Origin of the sequence: Streptomyces sp. CT34 (genome assembly GCF_000805335.1) — a bacterium.
Classification (GTDB): Bacteria; Actinomycetota; Actinomycetes; order Streptomycetales; family Streptomycetaceae; genus Streptomyces.
The window spans coordinates 5,401,623-5,415,136 of sequence record NZ_KN708638.1; the positions used below are offsets into that span (position 1 = coordinate 5,401,623).

The 13,514-nt window shown below is 73.4% G+C and carries 15 protein-coding genes; 9 read left to right on the forward strand and 6 right to left on the reverse strand.

Annotated features, from left to right (window positions below; translation table 11 throughout):
- Positions 1 to 79: 79 nt before the first annotated feature.
- A complete protein-coding gene (locus RZ84_RS23645; RefSeq protein WP_043265964.1) occupies positions 80 to 685 on the forward strand; it encodes a response regulator transcription factor in 606 nt (201 codons plus the stop codon).
- Between the two features lie 127 nt (positions 686 to 812).
- On the forward strand, positions 813 to 1,895 hold the full coding sequence (locus RZ84_RS23650; protein WP_043265965.1) for a PP2C family protein-serine/threonine phosphatase: 1,083 nt from the start codon (positions 813 to 815) through the stop codon (positions 1,893 to 1,895).
- 71 nt (positions 1,896 to 1,966) lie between these two features.
- Here RZ84_RS23650 and RZ84_RS23655 read toward each other — a convergent pair whose 3' ends face one another.
- Complete coding sequence (locus tag RZ84_RS23655; RefSeq protein ID WP_043265966.1) at positions 1,967 to 2,845, reverse strand: transglutaminase-like domain-containing protein; 879 nt, start codon at positions 2,843 to 2,845, stop codon at positions 1,967 to 1,969.
- A gap of 17 nt (positions 2,846 to 2,862) precedes the next feature.
- Positions 2,863 to 3,873: a GNAT family N-acetyltransferase gene (locus RZ84_RS23660; protein WP_043265967.1), complete on the reverse strand. Its 1,011-nt coding sequence runs from the start codon at positions 3,871 to 3,873 to the stop codon at positions 2,863 to 2,865.
- 143 nt (positions 3,874 to 4,016) lie between these two features.
- Here RZ84_RS23660 and fdxA point away from each other — a divergent pair, with 143 nt between their 5' ends.
- Positions 4,017 to 4,337 (forward strand): ferredoxin, encoded by a 321-nt coding sequence (fdxA, locus tag RZ84_RS23665; protein ID WP_018089397.1) that lies wholly within the window; start codon positions 4,017 to 4,019, stop codon positions 4,335 to 4,337.
- A 188-nt stretch (positions 4,338 to 4,525) separates the two neighbouring features.
- Positions 4,526 to 5,677 carry a succinyldiaminopimelate transaminase gene (gene dapC, locus RZ84_RS23670; RefSeq protein WP_043265968.1) on the forward strand — a complete coding sequence of 384 codons (1,152 nt, stop codon included), beginning with the start codon at positions 4,526 to 4,528 and terminating at the stop codon, positions 5,675 to 5,677.
- Between the two features lie 82 nt (positions 5,678 to 5,759).
- Here the strand turns inward: dapC and RZ84_RS23675 are convergent, their stop codons facing one another.
- Together RZ84_RS23675 and RZ84_RS23680 are read right to left on the reverse strand one after the other, a co-directional pair.
- Positions 5,760 to 6,230, reverse strand: coding sequence for a hypothetical protein (locus tag RZ84_RS23675; protein ID WP_043265969.1), 471 nt, complete (start codon positions 6,228 to 6,230; stop codon positions 5,760 to 5,762).
- Between the two features lie 303 nt (positions 6,231 to 6,533).
- Positions 6,534 to 7,472, reverse strand: a complete 939-nt coding sequence (locus RZ84_RS23680; protein ID WP_198540040.1) for a VldE C-terminal domain-containing protein — start codon at positions 7,470 to 7,472, stop codon at positions 6,534 to 6,536.
- A gap of 41 nt (positions 7,473 to 7,513) precedes the next feature.
- Here RZ84_RS23680 and dapE point away from each other — a divergent pair, with 41 nt between their 5' ends.
- On the forward strand, positions 7,514 to 8,617 hold the full coding sequence (gene dapE, locus RZ84_RS23685; protein WP_043265970.1) for a succinyl-diaminopimelate desuccinylase: 1,104 nt from the start codon (positions 7,514 to 7,516) through the stop codon (positions 8,615 to 8,617).
- 146 nt (positions 8,618 to 8,763) lie between these two features.
- The gene (locus RZ84_RS23690) at positions 8,764 to 9,516 is read left to right on the forward strand and encodes an LOG family protein (protein WP_043265971.1); all 753 of its coding nucleotides are present in this window, start codon (positions 8,764 to 8,766) and stop codon (positions 9,514 to 9,516) included.
- Positions 9,517 to 9,965: 449 nt separating this feature from the next.
- Here the strand turns inward: RZ84_RS23690 and folP are convergent, their stop codons facing one another.
- Complete coding sequence (gene folP / locus RZ84_RS23695) at positions 9,966 to 10,826, reverse strand: dihydropteroate synthase (protein ID WP_043265972.1); 861 nt, start codon at positions 10,824 to 10,826, stop codon at positions 9,966 to 9,968.
- A gap of 92 nt (positions 10,827 to 10,918) precedes the next feature.
- On the opposite strand from folP, the gene RZ84_RS23700 reads away from it, so the two are divergent.
- Together RZ84_RS23700 and RZ84_RS23705 are read left to right on the forward strand one after the other, a co-directional pair.
- Positions 10,919 to 11,446, forward strand: a complete 528-nt coding sequence (locus RZ84_RS23700) for a DivIVA domain-containing protein (RefSeq protein WP_043265973.1) — start codon at positions 10,919 to 10,921, stop codon at positions 11,444 to 11,446.
- Positions 11,443 to 12,048: a DNA-3-methyladenine glycosylase I gene (locus RZ84_RS23705; RefSeq protein WP_043265974.1), complete on the forward strand. Its 606-nt coding sequence runs from the start codon at positions 11,443 to 11,445 to the stop codon at positions 12,046 to 12,048. Before RZ84_RS23700 ends, RZ84_RS23705 begins: the two co-directional genes overlap by 4 nt.
- 20 nt (positions 12,049 to 12,068) lie before the next feature.
- On the opposite strand, the gene RZ84_RS23710 is transcribed toward RZ84_RS23705, so the two are convergent.
- A complete protein-coding gene (locus RZ84_RS23710) occupies positions 12,069 to 12,869 on the reverse strand; it encodes a 2-cyclohexenylcarbonyl CoA isomerase (protein WP_043265975.1) in 801 nt (266 codons plus the stop codon).
- A 323-nt stretch (positions 12,870 to 13,192) separates the two neighbouring features.
- On the opposite strand from RZ84_RS23710, the gene RZ84_RS37010 reads away from it, so the two are divergent.
- Positions 13,193 to 13,360, forward strand: a complete 168-nt coding sequence (locus tag RZ84_RS37010; protein WP_003985072.1) for a DUF3117 domain-containing protein — start codon at positions 13,193 to 13,195, stop codon at positions 13,358 to 13,360.
- Positions 13,361 to 13,514 lie beyond the last annotated feature (154 nt).

A 13,514-nucleotide genomic window follows, 5' to 3' on the forward strand; every position in this document is an offset into this window, starting at 1 on the left:
CGGGCGGCCTCCGGGCCCGCACACAGGCTTCGGGGCCTGGCCGGTGGGTCAGGGCCGGACAGGCCCTAAGCTGGCCCGCATGATCAGACTGCTGCTGGCGGAGGACCAGTCGATGGTCCGCGAGGCGCTGGCGGCGCTGCTCTCGCTGGAGGACGACCTGGAGGTCGTGGCGCAGGCCGCGCGCGGGGACGACGTGCTCGCGGCGGCGCGGGCGCACGAGGTCGATGTCGCGCTGCTGGACATCGAGATGCCGGGCATGAGCGGACTGGACGCCGCGGCCGCGCTGCGCGACGAGCTGCCCGGGGTGAAGGTCGTCATCCTCACCACCTTCGGACGCCCCGGCTATCTGCGCCGGGCGATGGAGGCCGGCGCCCAGGCGTTCCTGGTCAAGGACGCCCCGGCGGCCCGGCTCGCGGACGCGGTGCGCCGGGTGCTGGCCGGTGAGCGGGTCATCGACCCCGCACTGGCCGCCGCGGCGCTCGCCGACGGCGCCAGCCCGCTGACCGAGCGCGAGCGCGAGGTGCTCCAGGCTGCGGCCGGCGGCGCCACCAACGCCGAGATCGCCGCGGCGCTGCACCTGTCCCAGGGCACCGTCCGCAACTACCTCTCCCTCGCCATCCAGAAGACCGGTGCCCGCAACCGCGCCGAGGCGGTCCGCACCGCCCGCGACAAGGGCTGGCTCTGAGCCCCGGCCCGTCGGACCGGCCCTGACCCGCCCGCCCGCTACCCTCTCCCAGGACCTTCGGCCGTGCCGCGCGCCGGACCTTCGCCCCTGTGCGCGGTCGCGGGACGTCCCGCAGGCTTGAAGTGTTATGCCTGCCCACCGCCCGCCGGAGGACGGCCTGCTCGCTCCGGTGCTGCTGATCCTCGCCATCCTCGTCGTCGCGACGGTGGACGCGACGACCGGCCCGGAGCTGCACCTCTCGGCCTTCATGGGGATCGCCCCGCTGGTCGCCGCACTGCGCTGCTCGTACCACCGGACGCTGCTGGTGGCGGTCGTCTACGTCGTCTGCCTGACCTGCGTCGATCTGCTGACGGTGCCGGACTGGGCCCCGGCCAGCCGGATCGTCGGCGTCTTCGGGGCGTTCCTGGTGGGCGTCTTCTCCCTGGTGCTGTGCCGTACCCGCCTGGAGCGCGAGGCGCTGCACGCCCGCACCAGCCTCGTCGCCGACACCGTGCAGCGGGCGATGCTGCGCGAGCTGCCGCTGCGCGCCGGCCCCGTGGAGGCGTACGGCTTCTACGTCTCCGCCCAGGAGGGCGCCCGGGTCGGCGGCGACATCTACGAGGCCATCGACACCCCGCACGGGCTGCGGCTGATGATCGGCGACGTCCAGGGCAAGGGCATGCCGGCGATCGGCGCGGGCCTGGAGGTGCTGGCGTCGTTCCGCGAGGCGGCGCAGCACCAGGAGTCGCTGGAGGGGGTCGCCGGCCGCATGGAGCAGGCGCTGACCCGCTACAACGCCCGCTCCGCCGAGGAGGGCACCGACGAGCGCTTCGCCACCGCCCTGCTGGTGGAGGTCCGCGGCACGGACCGGGCCCGGGTGCTGTCGTGCGGCCACATCCCGTACTACCTGGTGCGCGGCGGCCGGGTCTACGAACGCTACGACGGCGAGGGCGGGCTGCCGCTGGGCCTGGGCACGCTCAGCCGCGAACCCCGGCGGAGCGTGCGCGTCCACCCGGAGCCCGGCGACTGGGCGGTGCTGTGCACGGACGGCGTCACCGAGGCCCGCGGCGCCGGCGGCGACTTCTACCCGCTGGCCGACCGCCTCGCCCGGTGGACCCACCTGGCGCCCGCCGATCTGGCCCGTACGCTCCGCACGGACCTGGAGGAGTTCACCGGCGGCGAGCTGAAGGACGACGCGACGGTGCTGGTCGTCCGCCGGACCTCCGCGTAGGCGCGGCAGGCGGTGTCCCGGCCCGCGGCGGCCCGACCGCCCGGCCCGTGGCCGTAGGGCGTCCACGCCCCTCAGTTGAGCCGGGCCCGGGCCGCCGCCGCCTCCCGCCGCAGCGCCGTCGCGGCGGCCGGCCGCCCCGGCTCCACCACCCGCGCGTACTCCTCCAGCTCGGCCGCACCGGCCAGGAACTCGCCCCGCTGGACGAGGAGTTGGGTGCGCTCATGGCGCAGCCGCGCCGGATGGGCGGGCAGCAGCAGGGACAGTTCGAGCGCCCACAGATGGACCGCGCTGTGCTCCGGCCGCGCCTGGGCCCAGGCCCGGATGTTGTTGAGGATGCGCTGGACGATCTCCAGCGGGCCGGCGGGGGTGAGCATCCCCGGCGCCAGCGCCTCGCCGGTCGCCCCCGCGACGATCATGGCGGCGTCCTGGTCGGTGAGCAGCCGCCCGCCCTCGAACGGGTCGGCGAGGACGTGCCGGCCGCCCGGGTCGCCGAAGCCGACGACGAAGTGGCCGGGCAGCGCCACCCCGTACACCGGCGCCCCGGCCCGCCGTGCGACCTCCGTCCACACCACGGACAGCAGGATCGGCAGCCCCCGGCGCCGCCGCAGCACCTCGTGGAGCAGCGACGACTCCAGCCGCCGGTAGTCGCCGGCCGAGCCGCCGAAGCCGAGCCGGGTGCCGAGCAGTTCGGCGAGGTTGCGGGCCCAGGCGCCCGGGCCGCCGGCCGGCTGGTAGGGGAGCAGTCCGGCCAGCCGGTCCAGTTCGATCTGCGCGGCGTCGATGCCCGCCTGGTCCAGGGCCGGATCGGCCTCGGCGGCGATCAGCAGGCACAGCAGCGCGAGGTCGGGCCGCTCCTCGCGCGCCGCCGCCGCGAACTGCCGCCGCCGCTCCTCGCGCGCCGCCTCCCGTCCGGGCTCCGGCTCCCGGCCCCGCTCCGCTTGCTCACCCATACGGGACGGACACCTCCTCAGCCGGCGTCGGCCGCCGGGCCGCGCCGGTAGTGGTAGCGGTGGTGCTCGGTGAACCCGAGCCCGTCGTACAGCGCGAGGGCGTCCGCGTTGTCCGCCTCGACCTGGAGGTACGCCGCCGACGCACCCTCCTGGAGGGCGCGTTCGGCAAGCGCCGCCATCACCAGTGTGGCCAGCCCCCGGCGCCGCTGCGCGGGCGCCACCTCCACGGCCGCGAAGCCCGCCCAGCGACCGTCGACCACCAGCCGCCCGATCGCCGCCGGGCCGCCGTCCGCGGCCGGCACGCTCGCGAACCACACCGACGGCCCGCCGGTGAGCACCCGCAGCGCCGCCGCCGAGGGCTCCCCGGTCCGGTTGTACAGCCCGAGCCACCCGGCGTCCGGCTCCCGGGAAAGCACCACCCGCGAGGTGTCGGCGTCGGTGTCCGCGAGCGGTGCCAGCGCCGAGATCCGTACCGAGGTGTGCGCCTCGTCCCGCCAGCCGCGCGCGGCCAGCTCCGCGGCCAGGCGGTCGTCGGCGTCGGCCCGGCCGGTGGCGACGGCGACGACCGGAGGCAGCCCGCGGTCCCCGTACCAGCGGACGGTCCGCGCCAGCGCCTCGTCCAGGGGGATGCCGGGGCCGCCGAGCGCCAGTACGGAGTTGGCCCGGCGGGTGAATCCTTCGCTGGCCCGCAGCGTCCACTCACCGAGAGGTTCCGTCTCGATGGCCGGCCAGCCGCGGGCGGCGACCTCCTGGAGCTCCCGCACGCCCGCCGCCGGGACCTTCCTACGGGCCGGCGCTGCGGGCACGACCTTGGCCGCTACCAGCGAGGACTCCTCGATCCGTACGCATTCGCCGTCGCGCCGTGTGATGCTCAGCACACCTTCGTCCCAGGATGTGAGAACGCCGACCGCGTCCGTGAATGCCGGCTCCCCCGCGCGGGCCCCGGTCAGGCGCCGCACGGATACCCTCTTTCCCACATCAGCCCGGGTGATCCGGACTTCCGCGCGACCACCGGCGAGGAATTCCATCGCTCTCCAACCGCCCCTCTTGTTCGTCTCATGCCCGGGAACGGCGATACTAGGTGGCGGGCATCGACGACGCCGCGCTCCCGCGCGCCCAACGGCGGTCCTGCCAATCCGGTCCGCCGGCCCTACCGAGGAGGAACGACAGCGTGACCTACGTCATCGCGCAGCCTTGTGTCGACGTCAAGGACAAGGCATGCATCGAGGAGTGCCCCGTCGACTGCATCTACGAGGGCTCCCGGTCTCTGTACATCCACCCGGACGAATGTGTCGACTGTGGTGCGTGTGAGCCGGTCTGCCCGGTGGAGGCGATCTTCTACGAGGACGACACTCCGGAAGAGTGGAAGGACTACTACAAGGCGAACGTCGAGTTCTTCGACGAGCTCGGTTCGCCCGGTGGCGCCAGCAAGCTCGGCCTGATCGAGCGCGACCACCCCTTCATCGCTGCGCTGCCGCCGCAGAACCAGTAACACCCCGGGGCCGAGGGGAGCGCCCGCCCGCTCCCTCCGGCCTCCGAGGCCGCTGGGGGTGTCCCCAGCGCCGGCCGGGAAGGTCGCACGGCGCCGCGCGGTCCCGTACGGCCTGCCCGCCGTACGGGACCGAGGCGTTTTCGTGCGCCGACGTCCGCCGCGTCACCCCGTACGAGAAAGAGAGCACCGTGGGCGCAGTCTCATCCCGCCATCCGTCAGGGGAACCGCTCAGCGACCGTCTTCCGGTCTTCCCCTGGGACCGCCTGGAGCCCTACAAGGCCACCGCCGCCGCGCACGCCGACGGCATCGTGGACCTGTCCGTCGGCACCCCGGTCGACCCGGTGCCCGCCGTGGTCCTGCAGGCGCTGACCGACGCGGCCGACAGCCCCGGCTATCCGACGGTGTGGGGGACGGCCGCGCTCCGCGACGCGCTCACCGGCTGGGCCGCCGACCGCCTCGGCGCCCGCGGCCTGGCGCACACCAACGTGCTGCCGGTGGTCGGCTCCAAGGAACTGGTCGCCTGGCTGCCGACCCAGCTGGGCCTGGGCGCCGGCGACAAGGTGGCCTACCCGCGGCTGGCCTACCCCACGTACGAGGTCGGCGCCCGCCTGGCCGGCGCCGAGCCGGTCGTCTACGACGCTGAGACGTTCGCGGCCGGCGCCGCGGGCACGGACCTCGACCCTGCCGGCCTCAAGCTGCTCTGGCTCAACTCGCCGTCCAACCCCACCGGCCGGGTGCTGACCGCCGACGAACTGCGCCGCACGGTGGCCTGGGCCCGTGAGCACGGCGTACTGGTCTTCAGCGACGAGTGCTACGTCGAACTGGGCTGGGACGCCGACCCGGTCTCCGTCCTGCACCCGGACGTCTGCGGCGGCTCCTACGACGGCATCGTCGCCGTGCACTCCCTGTCCAAGCGCTCCAACCTCGCCGGCTACCGCTCCGCGTTCCTGGTGGGCGACGCGGCGGTCCTCGGCGAACTCCTCCGGATCCGCAAGCACGGCGGAATGATGGTCGCCGCGCCGGTCCAGGCCGCCACCGTCGCCGCGCTCGGCGACACCGCCCATGTCGCCGAGCAGCGCGCGCGGTACGCCCGCCGCCGGACCGCGCTGCGCACCGCCTTCGAGGCCGCGGGCTTCCGCATCGAGCACAGCGAGGCGTCGCTCTACCTCTGGGCCACCCGCGACGAACCGTGCTGGGACACCGTCGGCGACCTCGCCAAGCGCGGCATCCTGGTCGCCCCCGGCGAGTTCTACGGGGCGGCCGGGGAGCGGTTCGTACGGATCGCGTTCACCGCCACCGACGAACGGGTGGAGGCCGCGGTACGCCGCCTCGCGGACTGACCGCGGACCGAGCCGCACAGCGCGCGGGGGCCCGGGGAGAACCTTCTCCCCGGGCCCCCGCGCGCCGGTCGGCGCCGGCAGGTCACTCGTTGGCGTTGGCCTGGGCCGGCATCCCGCCGAGGCCGACCAGGGCGTGCGCCAGCTGGCCCGTCGCGCCGAGCACGCCCCCGGCCTCCTCCAGCGGCACGCTCTCCTGGGCCGCGGCGCCCTTCTGCGCGATCGGACGGGCCACGCCCTCCGCCTTGTGGGCGGCGTCCTGGGCCACCGGGGTGGTCCCCGTGACGACCGGGGTCAGGGTCTGCACCAGCGCCGGCGCGAGGGTGCGCTCGGCCTCGGTGCCGGTCGAGTTGACCATCCCGACGCCCTTCTGCGCCGAATTGTCCACGGCCTTACCGGTGTTCGCGGAGTCCAGCGTGCTCAGTCCGCCCATCTCGTTGCCTTGGGGGGGCAGGTTCACGGCGCTCGCGGAACCGGCCGCAGCGACCACGGGAGCGGCGCCCGCTGCGATCAGCAGGGCGGCTCGGGCGATCCGACGCGTAACGGGGAGGGACATGGTGCTCCTTTTACGGAGAAGGACTTCGTACTTCTGACAGATGTGCCATGTCCGCCGGGCGGACGCACTGACTACCGCGTCAAGTGCCCGCAGGTTGCGGTGAACTCCGGTAAAGAATTGGCAACGCGTCGCATCATCTGCCCTGGATAAGCCTGAGCGATTTGCGTACGTCCCGAAGCCGTGCGGAAAGGTCACAGCCCCTTAAACGCAAGGGAATTGGCGGAGGATACGGCGGCAACCAGGTGAAATCCCGGACGGGAAAGGGAAATTGACCCGGGCACCCCTTCCGGGGGACTCGGTAAACTACTGCGCGGTGATGATATGAACGTCGCCCGCAGTCGTTTCGGGGCCGGACGCCTTGTGCTGCCAGCCCTTCCCGGAATCGGCCGCCGTCCACGTGCGGTCCGCGTAAGAGATCTGTTCGATGTGCAGCTCGGCCGAGTGCGCCAGCGCCCAGGTCGCCAACTGCCAGCCGCGCTGCCGGGCGTTGTCCGCGGTCCCCGTGCCGTACTGGTACCGCTCCACCGGCACCGTCAGCCCCCGCCCGCCGGCCGCGTCGCGCCCCGTGCCGCCGCCCGCCGGCGCCAGCACCTCGGCGCCGAATTCCCGCACCAGCTTCTCCCGCACCTTCGCCGCACCGTCCGGCCCGGCGCTGTCCACCGGCTGGCTGGCCGTGCAACTCATCACGTCGCCGTTGCGGCCGGTCAGCGCGCCGGTCAGCAGCGCGGCATTCGCCTCGTGCTTGGCGTACGCCTGCGGATAGCCGCTGCGCTGCACCTTCTGCGCGGCGACGGTCAGCGGCAGCCGGGAATATCCGGGCACTTTCGCCAGATGCCGGTAGAACTCCCCGGCCGAATAGACCGGGTCCATGATCTGTTTCACGGTGCCCCAGTCCTGGGACGGCCGCTGCTGGAAAAGACCGACCGAATCCCGGTCGCCGAAACTGATGTTGCGCAGCCCCGACTCCTGCATCGCGGTGGCCAGCGCGATGGTCACCGCCCGCTCCGGGAGCCCCCGCGAGGACGCCACCGCGGAGATCGTCGCGGCGTTCGCGGCCTGCTCCGGGGTCAGTTCGTACGGATCGCCGCCACCCTGGACGCGCACTGTGCAGCGCGGCGCCCCGGGGCCACTGGTGACGTACTGCACCAGGAGATAGCCGGCCACGCCGAGAAGGACGGCGAAGGCCGCGAACGTACGCCACAGGCGCTTGCGGCGGGTGCGGGACACGGACTGGGCGGACACGCAGCCCAACGTACCGGAGGGCTGCCGATAGGGTCGGATCCATGGAGCGCTCCACACACCCCGGCCTCGACCTGTCGCTCGATTCGGCCGCGCTCACCGCGCGGCTGGTCGACTTCCCGTCCGAGAGCGGCAACGAGAAGGACCTCGCCGACGCCGTCGAGCAGGCCCTGCGCGCACTGCCGCACCTGACCGTCGACCGGCACGGCAACAACGTCGTGGCCCGCACGAACCTGGGCCGCGCCGAGCGGGTGGTGCTCGCCGGGCACCTGGACACCGTGCCGATCGCGGACAACGTACCCTCCCGGCTCGACGAGGACGGCGTCCTGTGGGGCTGCGGCACCTGCGACATGAAGTCCGGGGTCGCCGTCCAGCTGCGGATGGCCGCCACCGTCCCCGCCCCCAACCGCGACCTGACCTTCGTCTTCTACGACAACGAGGAGGTCGCCGCGCACCTCAACGGCCTCGGCAAGGTCGCCGACGCCCACCCCGACTGGCTCGCCGGCGACTTCGCCGTCCTGCTGGAGCCCTCCGACGGGCAGGTGGAGGGCGGCTGCCAGGGCACCCTCCGGGTCCTGCTGCGCACCAGCGGGGAGCGCGCGCACTCCGCGCGCAGCTGGATGGGCGCCAACGCCGTCCACGCCGCCGCCCCCATCCTGGCGAAGCTCGCCGCCTACGAGCCGCGCCGCCCGGTCATCGACGGCCTGGAATACCACGAGGGCCTCAACGCGGTACGGATCGAGGGCGGGGTGGCCAACAACGTCATCCCGGACGCCTGCACCGTCACCGTCAACTTCCGCTACGCGCCCGACCGCAGCCCCGAGGAGGCGGTGGCGCACGTCCGCGAGGTCTTCGCCGACTGCCCCGTCGACGAGTTCGTGGTGGACGACCACTCCCCGGGCGCGCTGCCCGGTCTGGCACACCCGGCCGCCAAGGCGTTCATGGAGGCCGTCGGCGGCACCGCGATGCCCAAGTTCGGCTGGACCGACGTCTCCCGCTTCAGTGCGCTGGGCGTCCCGGCCGTCAACTACGGTCCCGGCTACTCCCTGCTCGCGCACAAGAAGGACGAGCGCGTCGAGGTCGCCCGGATCCTGCACTGCGAGGAGCGGCTGCGCGCCTGGCTGACCGACCAGCCGCCGGTGGGCTGACCGCCGGCCCCTCCGCGGCGGACCGGCCGCCGGCGACCTGGTGGACCGGCGGCCGACCGGTCGCATACCGGCGGAATTCCCCTGCGCTTCACGCGGGCGGATCTACGCTGAAGTGGCAATCGATCTGCCTGCGGAGGGAGCACGTCATGGCCAACCCCGAGGGAGCACCCGTCCCGGAGGAGCAGCGGCTGGGCCCCGTACTGCGCCGTCACGACCAGGTGCAGACCGGCACGACGGACCAGCGGCTGCTGGATTCCGAAGGCCCCTCCGAGTGGGTGCACACCGACCCCTGGCGCGTGATGCGCATCCAGTCGGAGTTCGTGGAGGGCTTCGGCGCGCTGGCCGAGCTGGGCCCGGCGGTGAGCGTCTTCGGCTCGGCCCGTACGCCGCGCGGTTCGGCGGAGTACGACGCCGCGGTGCGGATCGGCGGGGCGCTGGTCAAGGCCGGCTTCTCGGTGATCACCGGCGGCGGTCCGGGCGCCATGGAGGCCGTCAACAAGGGCGCCAGTGAGGCCGGTGGGACCTCCGTCGGGCTCGGCATCGAGCTCCCCTTCGAGCAGGGGATGAACGACTACGTCAACCTCGGGGTCGACTTCCGCTACTTCTTCGTCCGCAAGACCTGCTTCGTGAAGTACGCGCGCGGGTTCGTCGTCCTCCCCGGCGGGCTCGGCACCCTGGACGAGCTCTTCGAGGCGCTGACCCTCGTCCAGACCCGCAAGGTCACCCGCTTCCCGATCGTGCTGTTCGGCACGGACTACTGGAGCGGGCTGGTCGGCTGGCTGCGCGAGACCCTCGTCGCCCAGGGGAAGGCGTCGCCGCACGACCTGGAGCTGTTCCACATCAGCGACGACGTGGACGAGGCGATCGCGCTGGTGACGAAGGAGGTCGGCATCCAGTGAAGGAGGCCGGCATCCGGTTCGGCGCTGCCCGGCGGTACGGCGCCGGCCGCCGGTAGGCGCCCGTCCGGCGGTAAGTCAGGGGCGGACGGGCCGTACGCGGACGGGCCGTACGCGGACGAGCCCTCCTTACGGCTCTGTCCGGCGGGCCGGGGCCGGGGGCGGGCCGCCGGGGCTGGCCCCGAACCGCGGCGATGCGGCATGGCCGCGCGCCGGCGCCGTCCGGCACGGACGCTTCGGCCGCGACCGCGGTAATCGACCGGCCGCGGTGATTGACCGGCCGTGGTAATCGACCGGCTCCGGGAACGAACCGGCCCCGGTAATCGACCGGCCCCGGGAATGAATCGCCCGCGGTAATCGGGAATACCGCCCCCGCCCATCCCGTTGTGGCCCCGCAGGGGGCGTGGCCATCCCCTACGGGATCTGTTCCCACGCCCCCGGGGGCGACCCCCTCAGGCCAGTCCGCGGCGGGCGACCGCCGGGGGCCGGTGGCCGGCGATCGAGGCCACCATGTCGAGGACCTGCCGGGTCTCGGCGACCTCGTGGACGCGGTAGACCCGGGCGCCGAGCCAGGCGGACACCGCGGTGGTCGCCAGGGTGCCCAGCACCCGCTCCCTGACCGGCTTGTCGAGGGTCTCGCCGACGAAGTCCTTGTTGGACAGCGAGACCAGCACCGGCCACCCGGTCTCCGCCATCTCGCCGAGCCGCCGGGTCGCCTCCAGGCTGTGCCGGGTGTTCTTCCCGAAGTCGTGCCCGGGGTCGATCATGATCCCGTCCCGCCGTACGCCCAACTCCAGTGCCCGTTCGGCCAGTTCGAGCGTCACCCGCAGGATGTCGGCCATCACGTCGTCGTACGTCACCCGGTGCGGCCGGGTCCGCGGGTCGGCGCCGCCCGCGTGGGTGCACACCAGACCGGTGCCGTACCGCGCGGCGACCTCGGCGAGCCGCGGATCGACGCCGCCCCAGGCGTCGTTGAGCAGATCCGCGCCGGCCTCGCAGACCGCCTCGCCGACCTCGTGCCGCCAGGTGTCGACGCTGATCACCACGTCGGGGTGGCGGCGGCGCACCTCGGCGACGAACCCGACCGTACGGCGGGCCTCCTCCTCGGCGCTCACCTCCTCGCCGGGGCCGGCCTTGACGCCGCCGATGTCGATGATCGCGGCGCCGTCGGCGATCGCCTGCTCCACGCGGTCCAGCGCGGGTTCGTCGCGGAAGGTCGCGCCCTGGTCGTAGAAGGAGTCCGGGGTCCGGTTGACGATGGCCATGATCACCGGCTCATGCGTCCCGAACTCGCGTTTTCCCAGCCGCAGCATTCCGTTGACTCCCTCTCCGTGGTTCGGAGCGACCCTAACTGTCAGACCCGCATGGCACGATCAGTGGAGACACAGAGTCCGGGGAGTTGGTCGTGTTCTGGTTCATGCTGATCGCGATGGTCGTGGTGGTCGCCGCGGTCACGCTTGTCGTCGTCGGCGGCGGTGATGCCGGAGGGGACGGCGGCGGGCTGCGGGACACCGAGCCGGACCGGTTGCACGATCCGCTGCCGCAGGACCGCCCGGTGGCCCGCGCCGATGTGGACGCCGTCCGGCTGCCGGTGGTCGTCCGCGGCTACCGCATGGACGACGTCGACGACGTCCTGGACCGCCTCGGCGCCGAGCTCGCCGAGCGGGACGCCAGGATCGCCGAGCTGGAGGCGGCGCTGGCGGGTGCGCATGCCGCGGCCATGGGCGGCCCCGGCCTGATCCAGGACACCGGGGGGCAGCACGCCCCGGCACCCGAGGGCCCGGAGCGGCCGGCCCCCGCGCAGGACACCCGGCCCGCGAGCGGACCGGCCGGGAAGGACGAGCGGCCCGGGGCCCCGGAGGCGCGCGGCGGGCCGGCGGCCCCGGGCGGCCCGGAGGCCCCTGGCGAAGGAGAAGGGGAGGGCCGGGCATGAGCGGTGTGGTGACGGCGCCCGACGGCGTTCCGCGCTGCCCGTGGGGCATGGAGTCCGAGCAGATGGCGGACTACCGCGCGTACCACGACACGGAGTGGGGCCTGCCGATCCACGGCGATGACGCGCTCTTCGAGCGGATGAGCCTGGAGGCGTTCCAGTCCGGGCTGTCCTGGATCACGATCCTGCGGCGCCGCCCCGGGTTCCGCGCCGCGTTCGCCGACTTCGAGATCGCGGCGGTGGCGCGGTTCACGGACGCGGACGCCGAGCGGCTGCTCGCCGATCCCCGCATCATCCGCAATCGCGCCAAGATCGCCGCGACGATCAACAACGCCAAGGTCGCCGCCGAGCTGGCCCCCGGCGAGCTCGACGCCCTCATCTGGTCCTACGCCCCCGACCGGGCCGGCCGCGCCGCGCCGCGCACCGTGGGCGATGTGCGGCCCACCACCCCCGAGTCCATCGCGCTCGCAAAGGATCTGAAGAAGCGCGGTTTCCGCTTCGTCGGCCCCACCACCGCGTACGCCATGATGCAGGCGTGCGGCCTGGTCAACGACCATCTCGTGGACTGCCATGTGCGCGCGGCGGTGGAGGCGGCGGCCGGCTGAACCGCCGGGGCCGTCCCGGATCAGCGCCCCAGGAAGGTCGGCTTCTCCTTCTTCACGAACGCCTCGACCGCGATGTGGTGGTCCTCCGACGCCCCGGCCCGGACCTGGAGTTCGTCCTCCTTGCCCAGGGTCTCGGCGAGCGAGTGCCCGGCGCCGAAGGCCAGCGACTCCTTGATCGCGGCATAGGCGGCGGTCGGCCCCTGGGCCAGCCGGCGGGCGATGGCCGCGGCCTCGTCGGCCAGCGCGTCCGCCGGGACGACCTTGTTGGCGATGCCCAGGTCGTACGCCTCCTGGGCGCTGACCGAGCGCGGGAAGAGCAGCAGATCGGCGGCCCGGCCGTGGCCGATCAGCCGCGGCAGCGTCCAGGACATCCCGGAGTCGGCGGTCAGCGCGACGCCGGCGAACGAGGTGTTGAAGGAGGCGGAGTCGGCGACCACGCGGTAGTCGGCGGCCAGCGCGAAGCCCGCGCCGGCGCCCGCGGCGACCCCGTTGACGCCCGCCACGACCGGCTTGGGCATCTCGGTCAGCGCCGTGACGATGGGGTTGTAGTGGTCACGCACGGTGCTCATGGTGCCGCCCGAGCCGGTCGCCCGGTCCTCGGCCAGCAGGCCGATGTGCTCCTTGAGGTCCTGCCCGACGCAGAAGGCGCGGCCGGTGGCGGTCAGCAGCACCGCTCGTACGGCCCGGTCGGCGGCGGCCTCCTGGAGGATGTCCCGGAGCAGGACCTTCGCCTCCGTGTTCATCGCGTTCATCGCGTCGGGGCGGTTGAGGGTGACCGTCGCGAGTCCGTCGGTCACGTCGTAGAGCACGGTGTCGGCCATAGTGGAGTCCCCTCCGTCGCGGCTCTTGGCTGCCGGGTAGCGGTAGCCAGCGCTCAGGATGCCGGAGATCATCCGCCATCGGCATGTGACGTACGTCAAAGATTGCGGGCGCGTCGGGTGGCGAGGAGAGGCGAAGTATGGCAGCCCCCTCCCCGAATTGGGTGGGTTTGCGGGAGCGCGTTGCAAAAGGGATGCCCCCTGATGTTGGTCATCGGGTCGTTCGATGCGGGATAATGGCCTGGAAGCAATGTGTTCGATGCCGGTGACACGCGCCTATCAAGGCCGTCGGCTGAGATGAGCTGGTTTCAGGAAGGGGAACGAGCATGGCGGCCATGAAGCCGCGGACGGGCGACGGCCCGCTCGAGGTGACCAAGGAGGGGCGGGGCATCGTCATGCGCGTTCCGCTCGAAGGCGGCGGTCGGCTCGTCGTCGAGCTGACCCCCGACGAGGCCAAGGCCCTGGGTGAGGCCCTGGAGAAGGTCACCGTCTGACGAGGGCGGAGAAACCGCTGCGGTTTTTCGGGGGCTGAGCCCCGTTACCTCCAGCCGAGTACCCCGGCCCCGGCAGGCGGCGCGCCACGACGGCGTGCCGCCTGCCGGGGCCGATTCGGTGCTCCGCAGTGCCTCAGCCGCGCTTGACCGCGCA